The 16,733-nt window shown below is 69.8% G+C and carries 15 protein-coding genes; 10 read left to right on the forward strand and 5 right to left on the reverse strand.

From position 1 onward, the window contains the following. Window positions 1–154: 154 nt before the first annotated feature. Both OIE53_RS02425 and OIE53_RS02430 read left to right on the forward strand, forming a co-directional pair. Window positions 155–1,000 carry a helix-turn-helix domain-containing protein gene (locus OIE53_RS02425; protein ID WP_393338288.1) on the forward strand — a complete coding sequence of 282 codons (846 nt, stop codon included), beginning with the start codon at window positions 155–157 and terminating at the stop codon, window positions 998–1,000. Continuing rightward, window positions 988–1,182: a DUF397 domain-containing protein gene (locus OIE53_RS02430; protein ID WP_327024917.1), complete on the forward strand. Its 195-nt coding sequence runs from the start codon at window positions 988–990 to the stop codon at window positions 1,180–1,182. The genes OIE53_RS02425 and OIE53_RS02430 overlap by 13 nt, the downstream gene beginning before the upstream one ends. 86 nt (window positions 1,183–1,268) lie before the next feature. On the opposite strand, the gene OIE53_RS02435 is transcribed toward OIE53_RS02430, so the two are convergent. Then, complete coding sequence (locus tag OIE53_RS02435) at window positions 1,269–2,411, reverse strand: M14 family zinc carboxypeptidase (protein WP_327024918.1); 1,143 nt, start codon at window positions 2,409–2,411, stop codon at window positions 1,269–1,271. A gap of 519 nt (window positions 2,412–2,930) precedes the next feature. Between OIE53_RS02435 and OIE53_RS02440 the strand changes: the two genes are divergently transcribed. Continuing rightward, window positions 2,931–3,737 (forward strand): TerC family protein, encoded by an 807-nt coding sequence (locus OIE53_RS02440; protein WP_327024919.1) that lies wholly within the window; start codon window positions 2,931–2,933, stop codon window positions 3,735–3,737. Between the two features lie 308 nt (window positions 3,738–4,045). Here OIE53_RS02440 and OIE53_RS02445 read toward each other — a convergent pair whose 3' ends face one another. Then, complete coding sequence (locus tag OIE53_RS02445) at window positions 4,046–4,921, reverse strand: aldo/keto reductase (RefSeq protein WP_327024920.1); 876 nt, start codon at window positions 4,919–4,921, stop codon at window positions 4,046–4,048. A gap of 208 nt (window positions 4,922–5,129) precedes the next feature. On the opposite strand from OIE53_RS02445, the gene OIE53_RS02450 reads away from it, so the two are divergent. The 5 genes from OIE53_RS02450 (at window position 5,130) to OIE53_RS02470 (ending at window position 9,752) form a co-directional block, all read left to right on the forward strand. After that, the gene (locus tag OIE53_RS02450; RefSeq protein ID WP_327024921.1) at window positions 5,130–5,495 is read left to right on the forward strand and encodes a YciI family protein; all 366 of its coding nucleotides are present in this window, start codon (window positions 5,130–5,132) and stop codon (window positions 5,493–5,495) included. Window positions 5,496–5,739: 244 nt separating this feature from the next. Continuing rightward, window positions 5,740–7,188 carry a pyruvate kinase gene (gene pyk / locus OIE53_RS02455; protein WP_327024922.1) on the forward strand — a complete coding sequence of 483 codons (1,449 nt, stop codon included), beginning with the start codon at window positions 5,740–5,742 and terminating at the stop codon, window positions 7,186–7,188. Further along, entirely contained in the window at window positions 7,185–8,069 is an 885-nt protein-coding gene (locus tag OIE53_RS02460) for an acyl-CoA thioesterase (RefSeq protein WP_327024923.1), read from the forward strand. Before pyk ends, OIE53_RS02460 begins: the two co-directional genes overlap by 4 nt. Window positions 8,070–8,200: 131 nt before the next feature. Continuing rightward, the gene (locus OIE53_RS02465; protein WP_327024924.1) at window positions 8,201–8,662 is read left to right on the forward strand and encodes an RrF2 family transcriptional regulator; all 462 of its coding nucleotides are present in this window, start codon (window positions 8,201–8,203) and stop codon (window positions 8,660–8,662) included. 133 nt (window positions 8,663–8,795) lie between these two features. Further along, on the forward strand, window positions 8,796–9,752 hold the full coding sequence (locus tag OIE53_RS02470; protein ID WP_327024925.1) for a sulfite exporter TauE/SafE family protein: 957 nt from the start codon (window positions 8,796–8,798) through the stop codon (window positions 9,750–9,752). A gap of 83 nt (window positions 9,753–9,835) precedes the next feature. Here OIE53_RS02470 and OIE53_RS02475 read toward each other — a convergent pair whose 3' ends face one another. Continuing rightward, on the reverse strand, window positions 9,836–11,101 hold the full coding sequence (locus OIE53_RS02475) for an IS701 family transposase (protein WP_327027039.1): 1,266 nt from the start codon (window positions 11,099–11,101) through the stop codon (window positions 9,836–9,838). 299 nt (window positions 11,102–11,400) lie between these two features. Between OIE53_RS02475 and OIE53_RS02480 the strand changes: the two genes are divergently transcribed. Further along, on the forward strand, window positions 11,401–13,665 hold the full coding sequence (locus OIE53_RS02480) for a rhamnogalacturonan lyase family protein (protein WP_327024926.1): 2,265 nt from the start codon (window positions 11,401–11,403) through the stop codon (window positions 13,663–13,665). Between the two features lie 251 nt (window positions 13,666–13,916). On the opposite strand, the gene OIE53_RS02485 is transcribed toward OIE53_RS02480, so the two are convergent. Then, window positions 13,917–14,921: an LLM class flavin-dependent oxidoreductase gene (locus tag OIE53_RS02485; RefSeq protein WP_327024927.1), complete on the reverse strand. Its 1,005-nt coding sequence runs from the start codon at window positions 14,919–14,921 to the stop codon at window positions 13,917–13,919. A gap of 56 nt (window positions 14,922–14,977) precedes the next feature. After that, entirely contained in the window at window positions 14,978–15,457 is a 480-nt protein-coding gene (locus OIE53_RS02490; RefSeq protein WP_327024928.1) for an Lrp/AsnC family transcriptional regulator, read from the reverse strand. A 102-nt stretch (window positions 15,458–15,559) separates the two neighbouring features. Between OIE53_RS02490 and OIE53_RS02495 the strand changes: the two genes are divergently transcribed. Next, window positions 15,560–16,717: a trans-sulfuration enzyme family protein gene (locus tag OIE53_RS02495; RefSeq protein ID WP_327024929.1), complete on the forward strand. Its 1,158-nt coding sequence runs from the start codon at window positions 15,560–15,562 to the stop codon at window positions 16,715–16,717. Window positions 16,718–16,733 lie beyond the last annotated feature (16 nt).

Genomic DNA, 16,733 nt, shown 5'->3' on the forward strand with positions numbered 1-16,733 from the left:
GGGACATCCGGCAGCGACCCCCGCCACGTACGTGCCTGCCGGGTCGGGGGGATCGACCTCCACCAGGCACGCCGTGCTACTTCCACCCTGGACGTACGCCCCATACGGTGTGAATAGTCAGCACGCGATCGCGGAAAGTAGCGGCCAGGCTCGAATGGGCGCGGAACGGTGCACAGCGCCGGGGAAGGGAGTGGAAGTCGTGGGAATCTCGCCCTCGGAGTACCTGCTTCGTGAGTTGCGGCGACGGCGTGGGGCTGCCGGGCTGACTCAGGCGCAACTCGGCGAGCGGGTGTTCTGCTCGGATTCACAGGTGAGCGCCATCGAGACCGGCACGAAGCCGCCGACCCTGCCCTATCTGACCGCGGTGGACGGTGCGTTGGAGACCGGCGGCTACTTCGCGACCCTCTGGGACGAGTTGGTCAAGGGAGACGCCTCCCCGGTCTGGTTGCGCGAACTGATCCAGATCGAGCGGGAGGCGACCGCGCTGCGCTGGTATGAGCATTCCTTCGTGCCGGGCCTGCTCCAGACCGAGGCGTACGCTCGCGCCACCTTCCGGGCTGCGCGTACCCCCATTGCCGACCTTGATCAGCGGGTTGACGCGCGGATGCAGCGACAGGCGGTGCTCGACCGCGACCCGAGGCCGCAGTTGTTCGTGGTGTTGGACGAGATGGTGCTGCGGCGGGCCTGCGGTGGCCCGGACGTGATGGCCGAACAACTTGAACACCTGATCACCTGCGCCGAGCAGCCGCATATTCAGTTGCATGTGGTGCCGCTGTCGGCTGGCATCTATTCGGGGTTGGCCGGGGCGTTCATCCTGGCCGATCTGCCTGATGGGGATCGTGCGGCCTATATGGACAACCAACTGGCAGCGCAGATCGTTGGGCAGCCGGATTCGGTTGCTAGCCTGGGCTTGGCGTGGGACGCGGTGCGGAGCGAAGCCCTCCCGTTGGGCCAGACACTCGACGTGCTCAAGGAGGCGGCGAAGACATGGGCGACCTGACCGGCGCGCGGTGGCGTACCTCGTCGCGCTCCTCGACCAACGGCGGTGCCTGCGTCGAGGTCGCCGACAATCTGCCCGGCGTGATCGGCGTACGCGATTCGAAGGATCCGACCGGCCCGGCGCTGACCTTCAACCCGGCCGCCTGGCGGGCCTTCCTCGCCCACTTTCCCGAGCGTCCCTGAGCGCGCGCCCTCGGCCTACCGGCGGCTGGAACGGGTGTCGCCCCGGCCCTTGGAGAGCCGGGGCGACGGTGGTGGTGTTACTCAGATCAGTCGCGCGGGGCGTTGATCCGCTCGGGGATGAGCTCGTACCGCTCCGGGTCGATGGTGTCCAGCGTCCCGTCGGTGATCGAGTCGAAGATTCCGAAGAGGCCGTCCTCGATCTGCTTGGTCAGCATCCCGTGCTGCTTCTGGCCCCAGGACTGGGTCTGCCCACGGGTCTCGAACAGGATGCTCGCGCTGCCGCGCAGGGCGTACGAACCCAGGGCGGTGCCCGGCAGGTTGGTGTTCTGCGGGTACAGGGTCACCTTGCTCTGCGGCGAGTTGCCGGACTGGAGGGCGTCGTAGACCGCGACGTTCACCCGGCGTGCGGCGTCGTAGTCGAACTTCGGCCAGTTGCCGTGCGCGGCGGGGTTGTCGATGAAGCGCCCGGAGATGGAGAGGGTGGTGTAGTCGTCCATGCCCACGCCGGTGTAGCAGGCGGCCTGGTTGTGCAGGTCGACGAAGACGTCGACCGTGCCGAACTCCTGCTCCAGCGCGCGGTAGACGTCACGGGAGGTCTGCGCTTCCGGGGTGATGTACCAGCCGGTGGAGGCGCTGTTGCCCGGGAAGTCACCCGGCTGCGGGACGTAGTCCAGGTTGGGGTTGAAGTCCCGGTTCACGTCGAAGCCGCCGAGTCGGCTGTTGTAGTTCCACGCGGTCCGCGCACCGGCGAGCTGCGGGAAGTCGGCGACGACGTCGCTCCAGGGCCGGGCGTTCTGCCGGGTGACCAGTTCGCCGCCGTCCGCGTTGAGCTTCGGCACTGCGACGATGGTGACCGCCTTGCGGATCTCCTCGGACCGCTTCGAGTTGTTGCCGAGGGTACGCAGGGCGTTGAGCAGGGCGGGAGTGCCGTGCATCTCGTTGCCGTGGATCTGGCTCTGGACCATGACGACGGTGTCGCCCTCGCCCACCCGAGCGGACCAGATCTCGCGGCCCTGGTTCGTGTAGCCGGCGACGTCGACCTGGACGTTGCCGTTGCTGGTGTGTTCGATCTGCTGGAGACTGCGGCGCAGTTCCTCGTGGCTGATGAAGCCCTGGACCGACTTGTTTCCGGTCTCGTTTCCGCAGTGCGATTCGAGCGGTTGGGCGGCGGCCGGGGCGGTAATTGACACCGCCATTCCGGGAAGGCCGATGAGCAGCGCGGCGGCCACTGCGATGTGACGCTTTACCCGACTAGGTGACGCTGACGGCACAGCTTGACGCATGGAAAGCCCTCCACAGTGATCGGGTGGATCTAGTTCGCCACCTAAGCACAGGTGCGGGCAGCTAGCAATGGGTTGACTTTGATCGGCAGTGGGGTGGCCAAGGCCAATCTCAAGCTTTCCTCAAATGTCGCCGAGAACTGCTGCCAGTCATCGATGAACTGTCTACGGTGCCACCTCCGGAAGTCGCTCCGGCCCCGATTTCAATAGGGCTCCACGCATGTCAGATCCGACGATTGTAGAAGGTGTGCCATGCGGATCTGGACAATCATTCGACATTCGTATCGGCGAACCGCTCGGCGCCCATTCCTCCGCCGGTTCCCGGCGGATCGTCGCCACGTCGGGCGTCCGGCGGTCGCCGCTGGGGCGGGGTTGCGGTGCGGAAGGTGACGCGGTACGCCATGCTTGCGCAGATCGCCGATGGTTCCGGGTGCCCCGCCCGGCGGCGTCCTGAGAGTCGAGGATGGAATGGAATTCTTGACCAGTCCCGAGCTGTGGATCGCCTTCGCGACCCTGCTCCTGCTGGAGATCGTGCTGGGCATCGACAACGTCGTGTTCATCTCGATCCTGTCCGGCCGGCTACCCGAACATCAGCAGGCCCGGGCCCGTACGATCGGCATCTCGCTGGCCCTGATCACCCGGCTGCTGCTGCTGGGCTCGCTGTCCTGGATCATCGGGTTGACCTCGCCGCTGTTCACCGTGTTCGGGCAGGAGATCTCCGGGCGGGATCTGATATTGCTGCTAGGCGGTTTGTTCCTGGTGGGCAAGGCGACGTACGAGATTCACGAGCACCTGGAGGGCTCCGACCACGGCCGGTCGAACAAGAAGGTGGTGTCCTTCGGCTCGGTGATCGCCCAGATCCTGGTGCTGGACGTGGTCTTCTCGCTGGACTCGGTGATCACCGCGGTCGGCATGGTCGACGAGCTGGCCATCATGATCGCCGCCGTGGTGATCGCGATGATCATCATGCTGGTCTCCGCCGCTGCGGTCAGCAACTTCGTCAACCAGCACCCGACGGTGAAGATGCTGGCCCTGTCCTTCCTGCTGATCATCGGTGCCAGCCTGATCGCGGAGAGCTTCGACCAGCACATCCCGAAGGGCTACGTGTACGGGCCGATCGCCTTCTCCATCTTCGTGGAGTTCCTCAACCTGCGGGTGCGGGCACGCCAGCGCCGCGAGCAGGAGGCGAAGCCGGTGCAGTTGCACCCGACGTACGTCAAGAACAGCCCGGCGCGGCCCGACCCCGAGCCGGAGGTGACCACCACCGCCAGCTGAGCCTGCCGCGACCGTGCGCCGCCCGTACCCCGGTGGGTACGGGCGGCGTTTGTCGTATGTGGACCGTCGATGGCTCGGATGCCTGGTGAAGCTGGGTCTACCCGGGCGTAACTTTTCATCGACGTTTATGGATCATGACGGGATCATCATTGCGCGGTCGATCGGACACACCCCCACCCTCGCCCCGCACCCCTCGCCCCGTCGATCATGCACTTTTTGTCGGGGCATAACTGGACAGAAGCCGCATTGAGGCGACCAAAAGTGCAAGATCGCGTAAGAGCAGGGGCGCGGGGTGCGGAGGGCTGGGGTCAGGAGGTTGCGGTGGAGAGGGTTTCGTACTCGGTGTCGGACAGGGTGACCTGGGCGGCGGCTACGTTCTCCTCCAGGTGGGCCACCGAGGAGGTGCCGGGGATGGGGAGCATGACGGGGGAGCGGCGCAGCAGCCAGGCCAGGGCTAGCTGGGCGGGGGTGGCGCCGTGCTCGGTGGAGATCGCGTCCAGCGGGCCGCCGGGGCGGGCCAGTTCGCCGGTGGCGATCGGGTACCACGGGATGAAGGCGATGTCGTTGCCCTCGCAGTAGGTCAGGACTTCCTCGGCCTTGCGGTTGACCAGGTTGTAGAGGTTCTGCACGGAGGCGATCGGGGCGATCTCGCGGGCCGCCTCGATCTGCTCGACGGTCACCTCGGAGAGCCCGATGTGCCGGATCTTGCCCTCCTCCTTGAGCAGCACCAGCTCCCCGAGCTGGTCGGCCAGCGGCACCTTGGGGTCGATCCGGTGCAACTGGTAGAGCCCGATGCTCTCCAGGCCGAGGTGGCGCAGGCTCAGTTCACACTGCTGCCGCAGGTACTCCGGCCGCCCCAGGGGACGCCAGTCGCTGGGGCCGCTGCGGGACAGCCCGGCCTTCGTCGCGATGACCAGATCATCGGCGTACGGGTGCAGTGCCTTTTTGATCAGCAACTCGGAGACGAACGGCCCGTACGAGTCGGCGGTGTCGATGAAGGTCACCCCCAGCTCGTACGCCCGACGCAGCACCCGTACCGCCTCGGCCGGGTCCTTCGGGTCGCCCCAGACCCCCGGGCCGGTGATCTGCATGGCCCCGTAGCCGAGCCGGTCGACGGTCAGGTCGCCACCGATCCGGTAGGTGCCGGAAGCCTTGGCGGGTCGAGTGTCAGCGCTGCCAGCCATGCGTCAGTCCCATCCTCTAGATCGTCGTCGTCGGCAAATCTAGCCGTCATCGCCGCACCCCGCCCGGGTCACGGGAGCACCGGACCGGGATCGGCTGAGCGGCCGGTACGGCCTGCTGCTTCGTGGCAGGCTGAGGTACCGGCGTGTGTGCCGCCGTCGGGCGCAGGTGGGCCGCGAAACGGGCAGACGGGCCGCGGAAGGGGGCGTCATGACCGCAGAGCCGCATCTGGACTTCGCGCTCGACACGTACGAGTGCATCGTGCTGTATCCCGGCCCGGCCGGACGGGCCCTGCCCGCCGAGACCATCCAGCGGTTGCAGGCCGAGCACGCCGAGCACATGCAGGCGCTCCAGCAGCGGGGAATCATCCTGGTCTCCGGCGCGGTCGACGGCAAGGCCCGGCAGCCGGACCCGCCCCTGGGCTTCGGGCTGGCCCGCACCGGCTCGGTCGACGACGTGCGCACCGTGATGGAAGCCGACCCGGCGGTACAGGCCGGGCTCTACCGGGTGGACGTGATGACTTTCCTCTGCCCGGCCGGTTCACTGGAGTTTCCGCTGGTCAGGGCGGAAAGCTGAGCCGAATCGGATAGCTGACCTTCGGCGATCGTGCGGTCACCAGCGGTTGTGGGGACGGTGCGGCTGGGCGCAACCTGGACTGGGAGGCGTACCATTCCGGCGCGCGGTCGCTGTTGCCCGCCATCGACGTTCCGGTGTGGTCCCCGCCCGCCGGCAGCGCGCGTACGTCGCGCGCCGTTGGACAATTGTTCCGCTTTGCGCAAGGGGTCGGCCCCTGGTCCGACCTGGAGGAGAGACTAGCCTGATGGGCGTGACACGCCGCGCGAAGATCGTTTGTACTCTTGGCCCCGCCACCTCGTCCCCCGAGCGTATTCGTGGGCTCGTCGAGGCCGGCATGAATGTGGCGAGGCTCAACTTCAGCCACGGCAGCCACGCCGACCACGAGGCGGTCTACCACCTGGTACGCGAGGCCTCCCAGGCGACCGGCAAGCCGGTGGCCATCCTGGCCGACCTGCAAGGGCCGAAGATCCGCCTGGGTCGGTTCGCCGACGGCCCGCACGAGTGGCGCACCGGTGACTCCGTGGTGATCACCGGAGACGACGTGCTGGGCAGCAAGGATCGGGTGTCCTGCACCTACCGGAAGCTGCCGCAGGAGGTCAAGCCCGGCGACCGGCTGCTGATCGACGACGGTCGGGTGGCCGTGGAGGTCACCGACGTCACCGGCAACGACATCCGGGTCCTGGTCACCGAGGGTGGACCGGTCAGCAACAACAAGGGCGTCTCGCTGCCCAACGTGGCGGTCAGCGTGCCCGCCATGTCCGACAAGGACGCCGAGGACCTGCGCTTCGCCCTCGGCCTCGGGGTCGACCTGGTCGCCCTCTCCTTCGTCCGCTCCGCCGACGACATCAAGCTGTGTCACGGCATCATGAGCGAGGTCGGCGTACACCGGCCGGTGCTGGCCAAGGTGGAGAAGCCGGAGGCGGTCGACCACCTGGAGGCGATCGTGCTCGCCTTCGACGGGGTGATGGTCGCCCGGGGTGACCTCGGCGTGGAACTGCCGCTGGACGAGGTGCCGCTGGTGCAGAAGCGCGCCGTGCAGCTGTGCCGGGAGAACGCCAAGCCGGTCATCGTGGCCACCCAGATGCTCGACTCGATGATCGAGAACTCGCGGCCCACCCGGGCTGAGGCCTCCGACGTCGCCAACGCGGTGCTCGACGGCGCCGACGCGGTGATGCTCTCCGGCGAGACCAGCGTGGGCAAGTACCCGGTCCTCACGGTCAGCACCATGGCCAAGATCGTCAGCACCACGGAGTCCGGCTCGATCGCCGTGCCCCGCCTCCAGCACGACCCGCGTACCCACGGTGGGGCCCTCACGGTCGCCGCCTCCTCGATCGCCCGGGCCATCGGGGCCAAGGCCCTGGTCGCCTTCTCCCAGACCGGTGACACCGTGCGACGGCTCAGCCGGCTGCACTGCGACCTGCCCCTGCTGGCCTTCACCCCGGTACCCGAGGTGCGTCAGCAGCTAGCCCTCTCCTGGGGGGTGGAGACCTTCCTGATGCCGTTCGTCCAGCACACCGACGACATGTTCCGGCAGGTCGACCAGGCGCTGCTCGGGCTCAACCGGGGCAACCCCGGCGACTACGTGGTCATCGTGGCGGGCAGCCCGCCCGGCACCCCCGGCTCGACCAACACCCTGCGGGTGCACCAGCTCGGTTCGCTGGTCGACGCCGCCTCGGCGCGGGCCCTGCAGTGAGCGACGACCAGGTACTCGTCGGCCAGGCCGCCGTAGACCAACTGCTGGAGGTCCTCGACCTGGCGCCGACCGGCACCATGTCGTTCCGGGGGATGAGCCCCCCGGAAGGACCCCAGCGGGTGTACGGCGGCCAGGTTGCCGGCCAGGCCCTGGTCGCCGCCGGCCGCACGGTCGATCCGGAGCGGGTGGTCCACTCGCTGCACGGCTACTTCGTGCGCCCCGGTGACCCGGTCGAGCCGATCACCTACGAGGTGGAGAACATCCGGGACGGCCGTTCCTTCTCGGTACGCCGCTCCGTGGCCCTGCAACACGACAAGCCGATCTTCTTCATGTCGGCGTCCTTCCAGCGCCCCGAGGACGGGCTGGACCACCACGCCCCCGTCCCGCCGGACGTACCCGGGCCCGAGCAGGTGCCCACCATGTCCGACCGGCTGGCCCGCTACCCGGAACGGCTGGGCGTCTGGGGACAGATCCCCCGACCCATCGACGTACGCTACGTCGGCGAGCCCGGCTGGGTACGCCCCGGCGACCGTCCCGCCGACCCGCACCAGCGGGTGTGGATGCGCATCGACGGCAAGCTGCCGGACGATCCCCTGCTGCACGCCTGCGCCCTCACGTACGCCTCCGATCTCACCCTGCTCGACTCGGTGCTCTCGGTGCACGGCGAGGTGTGGGGCCCCGGTGGGGTGGCCGGCGCCAGCCTCGACCACGCGGTGTGGTTCCACCGCCCCTTCCGCGCCGACGAATGGTTCCTCTACGACTGCTGGAGCCCTTCGGCCTCCGGGGCCCGAGGGCTCGCCACCGGCAGGCTGTTCACGGTCGACGGGCGGCACCTCGCCAGCGTCGTCCAGGAGGGTCTGCTGCGCCGCGTCGGCGCCTGACCCGACCGGCTGACGGCCTCTCCTTGAGCGGCGCGAATCCCCGCCCGATCGACGGCCGTACCATCCGGGTCAGCCGATCGGTGCAGGGGTGATCGTCCGGGTGGCGGGGCGGGCCGACTAACGTGTCCGCCATGCGACTCTCCGCGCGGGTTGACTACGCCCTTCGAGCGGTTACCGAACTGGCCTCGGTGCCCGGGGTCGGTCGGGGCCGCCCGGTTACCGCCGACCAGATCGCCCGAGCCCAGGACATCCCGCCGAAGTTCCTGGAGAGCATCCTGCTGCAACTGCGCCGGGGCGGCATCATGCAGGCCCAGCGGGGCCCCGAGGGCGGCTACTGGCTGGCCCGGCCCGCCGAGGAGATCTCCCTGGCCGACGTGATCCGGGTGATCGACGGACCGCTGGCACACATCCGGGGGCAGCGGCCCGAGCAGCTCGGCTACCAGGGCGCGGCCCGCGCGTTGCAGGACGTCTGGATCGCCCTACGCGCCAGCGAACGCCAGATCCTCGAACTGGTCACCATCGCCGACGTTGCCCAGGGCACCCTGCCGGAGCCGGTCACCCGCCTGGTCTCCGACCCCCGCGCCTGGACCTGACCCCGCTGCTCAGGGGAAAGGGGGAGAGCCGGGGGAGTCGTGTCATTGACTGATCGAGGGCTTGACCGAAGGCCCCCCGGTGCCGCATTCTCGACCAAGTTGATAGGAGTTGCCGAAAAGTTTGGGGGCGGCCGTGCGCAAGCTGCTGGTCATCGCGCTCGTCGGGCTCGCCGCCCAACTGGTCGACGGGGCGCTTGGCATGGCGTACGGGCTGACCTCCTCGACCCTGCTGCTCCTGGTCGGGATCGCCCCGGCCGCGGCCTCCGCCTCGGTGCACCTGGCCGAGATCGGCACCACCCTGGCCGCCGGTGCCGCGCACTGGCGGTTCGGCAATGTCGACTGGCGGGTGGTCATCCGCATCGCCATCCCCGGGGCGGTCGGTGCCTTCGCGGGCGCCACCTTCCTCAGCTCACTCTCCACCGAGGCCGCCGCCCCCTGGATGGCCGCGATCCTGTTCACCCTCGGCGCGTACCTGCTGGTGCGGTTCTCCCGGCCGCTGCGCCGCAACCCGACCGCGGGCCGACTGCGGGGGCGTTTCCTCGGCCCCCTCGGCCTGGTCGCCGGGTTCGTCGACGCCACCGGCGGTGGGGGATGGGGGCCGGTCGCCACCCCGGCGCTGCTGGTCAGCGGCCGGATGGAACCCCGCAAGGTGATCGGCTCGGTGGACACCTCCGAGTTCCTCGTCGCCGTCTCGGCCAGCCTCGGCTTCCTCATCGGCCTGGGCACGGAGGGTTTCCTGCTGCCGATCGTGCTGGCCCTGCTCATCGGCGGCCTGATCGCCGCACCGATCGCCGCCTGGCTGGTACGCATCGTCCCCGCCCAGATGCTCGGCGCGGCCGTCGGCGGCGTGATCGTGCTGACCAACGCCCGCATCCTGATGCGTACCGCCGAGTTCGACGGTGCCCTGCCGGTGCTGGTCTACCTGCTGCTGGCGGCCGGTTGGGTCACCGCCCTGCTGCTGGCGGTGCGGCTGGTGCGGCGGGCCCGCCGTCAGCGGGCCATCGCCGAGGCGGCCAGCGCGGCGCAGGGTGCCCCCGAGGCCGATTCGGCCCCGGAGGAAGTCGCCGCCCTCTCCGCCGCTGACCGCTGAGCCTCGCCCACCCAGACCGGTCCGCCGCCTGCGAGATTGTGCGGGGAAAAGGCGTGCCCTAGTACGGCAGCCGCCGTTCGGGATCATGGCTGAAGTTCGAGGTTGAGGCGGCGTGTGTAGTGGGATCGTCGGGCTCGGGCTTGGTGCTGCCGCCGCCATCCTGACCAGTGCAAACGGTGGGCGAGGTCGCTGATCGGGCGGATGATGCAGGCGTTGATCAGGCGGCGGACCTCGTTGACGGTCAGCTTGATCAGTCCGGTGTCGGTCGGGTCGTCGTGGGTCGCGTCGGCAGCGCAGATCGCCAGGACGGCGAGGGCGGCCAGGGCCAGGGTGGTGAACCGGTGCCAGGAGTCCCAACGGCGGACCTGGTGCTGATCCAGGCCGACCTGGCCCTTGGCGGCCTGGAAGCTCTCCTCGACGGTCCAGCGGATGCCGGCGATCCGCACGAGTTGGGCAAGGGTGGCTGGCGTGGGGGTCCAGCAACGGTAGAAGGCCAGCTCACCGGTGCTGGTGTTGCGGCGGATCAGCAGGCTGTGGTGGCCGCCGTCGTCGGGGTCAGCGTCGGTGCACACGTCATCCAGCCAGGCCCAGTCGTAGAAGCGGGGGCCCTTGGATCCGGCGCCAGCGCTGCGGCGCTGCCACGCCGAGGCGGGCATGTCGGCGGCGATCCGGTCGGCGCGAACTCGGGCCTTGCCGCCGTCGAGCGGAACCAGGTGGCTGCGGGACACGGCCAGGACGTAGCCGAGGTCGTGTCCGCGCAGATGAGCGCGGAAGGCGGCGCTGTTGCCGTATGCCTCGTCCGCAGCGACCCAGCCTGCCGGCACCCCGGCGTCGAGGGCCGTGGTGATCATGTCCGCCGCCAACTCTGACCTGGTGGCGAACTCGATCTCGTCGGGCACGCCGGCGGCGTGGCAGCGGTCCCGGTCGTCGGTCCACGACGCTGGTAGATACACCCGTCGGTCGATCAGGGTGTGTCCGTCCCGGCCGGCGTAGCCCAGGAACACCCCGACCTGGCTGTTCTCGATTCGCCCGGCGGTGCCGGTGTACTGGCGCTGCACCCCAACCGTGTGGGTGCCCTTCTTCAGGTCGCCGGTCTCGTCGACGACCAGGACCGCGTCCGGACTGCCGAACCGGTCGGTGATCAGTTGCCGCAGGTCGTCGCGGACAGCGTCGGCGTCCCACACCGCCCGGTACAGCAGCCGCTGCATCGCATCCGGCCGGGCGTGCCCGGCCTGCTCGGCCAACTGCCAACACGTCTTGACCTCAAGATCGGACAGCAGCCCCGTCACGAACTGTCCCGCCACACGACGCGGCTCCACTCGCCCGAACCGGCCCGCGAAGCAGCCCAGCACCTCGGCCAGCACCCGCTCCCACCGACCAACAGCTACGCTGTGGCACGCGGCCACCGCAAGATCTGATGTTGTGTCCACAACGCACAGACGATCACGCGGTGGCCGCCTCGCGTTCACCCCGGTTCACCAGCAAGATCTCAAACGGCGGCTGCCGTACTAGCATCGCAGCTGCGCGGGAATCTAATTACCGACGTCGATTCGTCGGGTTCTCTGCCGCCAGCGCGGCACCCGCCGGCCTCGGGCAGGGTCGGCGAAGCCACCACTGCCGCGCGCCCGACCTCCACCGGAGGACCTCCATGCCCCGCACGGCCCGTCGGGTCATCGTGCTCGCCACCACCACCGCCGTCACCCTCGCCGCCGGTACCCTCACCACCCTGACCGCCTCGGCCGCCGCCACCGGCTGCCGGGTCGACTACCGCATCACCAACCAGTGGGGCGGCGGCTTCGGCGCCGACGTCACCGTCACCAACCTCGGTGACCCCCTCAACGGTTGGACCCTGACCTGGGCCTGGCCCGCCGCCGGTCAACAGGTCACCCAGGCGTGGAACGCCACCGTCACCCAGTCCGGGGCCCAGGTCAGCGCCCGCAACGTCGACTACAACGCCGCGATCGGCAGCAACGCCAGCACCTCCTTCGGGTTCAACGGCTCGTGGAGCGGCACCAACCCGGCCCCCACGAGCTTCGCCCTGAACGGCACGACCTGCACCGGCGCCACCACCCCGACGACTCCGCCCCCGACGACTCCGCCGCCGACCACCCCGCCGCCGACGACTCCACCACCCACCACCCCACCGCCGACCACTCCGCCGCCCGGGTCGATGCAGGCGGAGAACCTGGACCGAGGGCTGGTCAGCGTGCGTTCCGGCTCGGGCAACCTGGTGTCCTGGCGGCTGCTGGGCACCGAGACCTCCGGGGTGGCGTTCAACCTGTACCGGGGCGGCACCCGGGTGAACTCCACCCCGATCACCGGGGCCACCAACCACCTGGACAGCGGGGCCGCCGCCGGTGCCGCGTACACCGTGCGGGCCGTGGTGGACGGCGTCGAACAGGCCGACTCCGCCCCGGCGTTGCAGTTCCCGGCCGGCTACCTGGACGTACCGTTGCAGGTCCCGCCGGGGGGCACCACCGGAAGCGGTGAGGCGTACAGCTACTCGGCCAACGACGCCAGCGTCGGGGACCTCGACGGCGACGGCCGGTACGAGTTCGTGCTCAAATGGGAGCCCTCCAACGCCAAGGACAACTCCCAGTCCGGCTACACCGGCAACGTCTACGTCGACGCGTACACCCTCACCGGCGCCCGGTTGTGGCGCATCGACCTGGGCCGCAACATCCGGGCCGGTGCCCACTACACCCAGTTCCAGGTGTACGACTACGACGGTGACGGCCGCGCCGAGGTTGCCATGAAGACCGCCGACGGCAGCCGCTCCGGCACCGGACAGGTCATCGGCAACGCGAGCGCCGACCACCGCAACTCCAGCGGCTACGTCCTCGCCGGCCCGGAGTACCTGACCATGTTCGACGGTCGTACCGGTGCCGCCCTGTCCACCGTCAACTACGACCCGCCCCGAGGCACCGTCTCCTCCTGGGGCGACTCCTACGGCAACCGGGTCGACCGGTTCCTCGCCGCCACCGCCTACCTGGACGGTCAACGCCCCTCGCTGATCATGGCCCGGGGCTACTACACCCGGGCGGTCATCGCCGCCTGGGACTTCCGCAACGGCAGCCTGACCAAGCGGTGGACCTTCGACTCCAACACCAGCGGCAACGGCGCCGCCGCCGGACAGGGCAACCACAACCTGTCCGTGGCCGACGTCGACGCAGACGGCCGACAGGAGATCGTCTACGGTGCCGCCACCATCGACGACAACGGTCGACTACTGCACTCCACCGCCACCGGCCACGGCGACGCCATGCACGTCGGCGACCTCGACCCGACCCGACCCGGCCTGGAGGTCTTCAAGGTCAACGAGGACGGCAGCAAACCCAGCTCCTACCTCGCCGACGCCCGCACCGGCCAACTCATCTGGTCCACCCCGCCCGGCGGGGACAACGGCCGGGGTGTCTCCGGCGACATCTGGGCCGGCAGCCCCGGCGCGGAATCCTGGTCCTCGGCGGTCAGCGGGCTGGCCAACACCCGGGGTCAGAACATCGGCCGCAAACCCTCCTCGACCAACTTTCTGATCTGGTGGGACGGCGACCCGGTGCGGGAACTGCTCGACGCCACCCGGATCGACAAGTACGGCCCCAACGGCGACACCCGCCTGCTGACCGGCGCCGACGTGGCCGCCAACAACGGCACCAAGGCCACCCCGGCACTGTCGGCCGACATCCTCGGTGACTGGCGGGAAGAGGTGGTCTGGCGTACCAGCGACAGCCGGGCCCTGCGGATCTACAGCACCCCCACCCCGACCAGCACCCGGATCCACACCCTGATGCACGATCCGCAGTACCGGGTGGCCGTGGCCTGGCAGAACACCGCCTACAACCAGCCGCCGCACCCGAGCTTCTTCCTCGGCGACGGCATGACCACGCCGCCCGCCCCGCGCATCTACCTGCGCTGAGGCCTGAAGAAAGGGACAGGCACCGGGCCGCAATCGCGGAATCCGCTCAACTGCGGCCCGGTGCCCCACACCGCGGCACCCCCGACCCGTCCCGACCGGAGAGTGCCGTACCACCACCGGTTATAAAGTTAAGCGCACTCCGCGTCGCGGGGGTGACGCTCCCATGAAGATCGTGTTTCGCGGCACAGAACCGCTGTGACCTGGGCCACCACCGTAGATGCACCGAACCTGCCCGGCACCTGTGCCTTCACTCAGCGTCGCAGGCCCCCGGCGATCCGCTCGGCGATCAACTCGAACGACCGCACCCGGTCGGCGATGTCGTACACCATCGTGGTGAGCATCAACTCGTCCGCCCCGGTCCGGGCCAGCAGGTCGCCCAACTGCCGGGCCACCGTCTCCGGCGACCCTGTGGCCTGACCCTCCCGGCGCTGCACCACGAACTCCCGCTCAAGATCGGTGTACGGGTACGCCGCCGCCTCCTCCGGCGAGGCCAACGGCTCCGGACGCCCGGACCGCAACCGCAGGAACGACAACCCCGCCGGCCCGGCCAACCACTCGGCCCGCTCGTCGGTCTCCGCACACACCGCGTTCACCGCCACCATCGCGTACGGCCGCTCCAGCCACCGCGACGGGCGGAAACTCTGCCGGTACAACGCTAACGCCGGCAGGGTGTGCTGCCCGCTGAAATGATGGGCGAACGAGAACGGCAGGCCCAGGGCTCCGGCCAGTTGGGCGCTGAACCCACTGGAACCCAGCAGCCACACCGCCGGGCGCTGGCCCCGCCCCGGGGAAGCCATGATCCGCCCCGGGCGGTCCTCGTCGAAGAAGTCCATCAGCGCGGCCAGCTCCTGGGGGAACTTCTCCGCCGACAGCCCCTCCATCGTCCGACGCAACGCCAGGGCGGTCATCTGATCCGTACCCGGAGCCCGCCCGATGCCCAGGTCGATGCGGCCCGGATGCAGGGCCTCCAGGGTGCCGAACTGCTCGGCCACCACCAGTGGCGCGTGGTTGGGCAGCATCACCCCACCCGAACCCAGCCGGATCCGGCTGGTGTGCGCGGCCAGATGCGCGATCAGCACCGCCGGTGCCGACGAGGCGATCGCCGGCATGTTGTGGTGCTCGGCCACCCAGAACCGGTGAAATCCCAACTCGTCCGTACGCCGGGCCAACTCGGTGGTGTGCCGCAACGCCTCACCGGCGGAGGCGCCGGCCGCAACGGGGGCAAGGTCCAGAACAGAAAGCGGTACGTCGATCACAGCCGCTGCCAACCCGGAAGATGCCGGATTTGTTCCCCGATCGGAGCGGGAGGTGATCAGCCCAACCCGCGCGCCTGCTCGAAGATCAGGCTGGTCTGGGTGTGCTGCACCGCCGGATCCACCGCCAGATGATCCAGGACGAAGTCCCGCAGCGCCTCGGCCGAGGCGGCCCGCACATGCAGCACGTAATCCTCCGCCCCCGCCACATGGAACACCGACACCACCCCCGGCAGCCGCACCGAACGGGCCCGGAAGGCGTCCACCGCCCCCCGCGCGTGCTCGGTCAGGCGTACCGACACCAGGGCCTGCAACGGCAGACCCAGCGCCGCCGGATCCACCTCCGCGTGGAACCCGCGGATCGCCCCGCTCTGCCGCAGCGCCCGGGTACGCGCCAGACAGGTCGACGGAGCCACCCCCACCCGCTCGGCCAGGGCGTTGTTCGGCAGCCGCCCGTCGGCGGACAACTCCGCCAGGATCGCGCGGTCGGTGTCGTCGAGGGCCGCGAACGGCCGTAGATCATTCGATACGAGGGGCATGAGATCATCCTCCACCGAATAAGTGCACAACAGGAAGGGGAATGTTACGAATTGTATTCGAAACTGTTGCCTTTGATGCTCTGATCATTCGATCCTGTCCGCATGACGACCGTGGACACCAGAGCCGTGCACGCCGGCCGTGAAGACCTCACCGGCCTCGGCGTCCATGTGCCGCCGATCGATTTCTCGACCACCAACCCCCTGCCCTCGGTCGACGACGGCGGCGACGCGTACGAGGTGCTCGCCACCGGCAACCCGCTACCCCCCGGCGCCAGCGCCGTCTACCAGCGGCTGTGGAACCCCACCGTGGCCCGCTTCGAGACCGCCCTGGCCGAACTGGAAGGCACCGCCGAGGCCGTCGCCTACGCCAGCGGCATGGCCGCCCTCACCGCCGCCGTACTCGCCGCCACCCGCGACGGGAAACGCCACCTGGTCGCCGTACGCCCCCTCTACGGCGGCACCGACCACATCCTGGCCACCGGCCTGCTCGGCACCGAGGTCACCTGGGCCCGACCCGACCAGGTGGCCGCCGCCATCCGCCCGGACACCGCCTTGGTGATCGCCGAAACCCCGGCCAACCCCACCCTCGACCTGCTCGACATCGCCGCCCTGGCCGAAGCCGCCGGGCCGGTGCCGCTGCTGATCGACAACACCGTCGCCACCCCGATCCTCCAGCAGCCCGCCCGGCACGGCGCCCGGCTCGTGCTGCACAGCGCCACCAAGAGCATCGGCGGCCACGGCGACGTCCTCGCCGGAGTGGTGGCCTGCGACCCCGAATGGGCCGCCCGACTGCGCCAGGTCCGGGCCGTCACCGGCGCGATCCTGCACCCCCTCGGCGGGTACCTGCTGCACCGTGGCCTGCAGACCCTGCCGGTGCGGGTCCGCACCCAGCAGGCCGGAGCGGAGAAACTCGCCGCCTGGCTCGGCGCCCACCCCGCGGTCACCCGGGTACACCACCCCGGCCTCGACGACCCCGCCGGGCTCGTCGGCCGGCAGATGTCCGGCCCCGGCAGCCTGCTCGCCTTCGAGGTACGCGGCGGCGCCCCGGCCGCCGCCGCGGTCGCCGGCGCCTGTCGGCTGATCACCCACGCGGTCTCCCTGGGCGGCGTCGACACCCTGATCCAGCACCCGGCCTCGCTGACCCACCGCCCGGTCGATTCAGACGCCAAGCCGGATGCCGCCCTGCTGCGCCTCTCCGTCGGCCTCGAGGACCCGGAGGACCTGCGCGAAGACCTGGCCCGCGCCCTGGCGGCGATCTGAGCGCCGGCCAGTCGTG

The organism is Micromonospora sp. NBC_01739 (assembly GCF_035920385.1).
Taxonomy (GTDB): domain Bacteria; phylum Actinomycetota; class Actinomycetes; order Mycobacteriales; family Micromonosporaceae; genus Micromonospora.

Coding starts and splice junctions, on each gene's coding strand:
- OIE53_RS02425 (WP_393338288.1), top strand. CDS start 155: ATGGGCGCGGAACGGTGCACAGCGCCGGGGAAGGGAGTGGAAGTCGTG.
- OIE53_RS02430 (WP_327024917.1), top strand. CDS start 988: ATGGGCGACCTGACCGGCGCGCGGTGGCGTACCTCGTCGCGCTCCTCG.
- OIE53_RS02440 (WP_327024919.1), top strand. CDS start 2,931: ATGGAATTCTTGACCAGTCCCGAGCTGTGGATCGCCTTCGCGACCCTG.
- OIE53_RS02445 (WP_327024920.1), bottom strand. CDS start 4,921: ATGGCTGGCAGCGCTGACACTCGACCCGCCAAGGCTTCCGGCACCTAC.
- OIE53_RS02450 (WP_327024921.1), top strand. CDS start 5,130: ATGACCGCAGAGCCGCATCTGGACTTCGCGCTCGACACGTACGAGTGC.
- pyk (WP_327024922.1), top strand. CDS start 5,740: ATGGGCGTGACACGCCGCGCGAAGATCGTTTGTACTCTTGGCCCCGCC.
- OIE53_RS02465 (WP_327024924.1), top strand. CDS start 8,201: ATGCGACTCTCCGCGCGGGTTGACTACGCCCTTCGAGCGGTTACCGAA.
- OIE53_RS02480 (WP_327024926.1), top strand. CDS start 11,401: ATGCCCCGCACGGCCCGTCGGGTCATCGTGCTCGCCACCACCACCGCC.
- OIE53_RS02490 (WP_327024928.1), bottom strand. CDS start 15,457: ATGCCCCTCGTATCGAATGATCTACGGCCGTTCGCGGCCCTCGACGAC.
- OIE53_RS02495 (WP_327024929.1), top strand. CDS start 15,560: ATGACGACCGTGGACACCAGAGCCGTGCACGCCGGCCGTGAAGACCTC.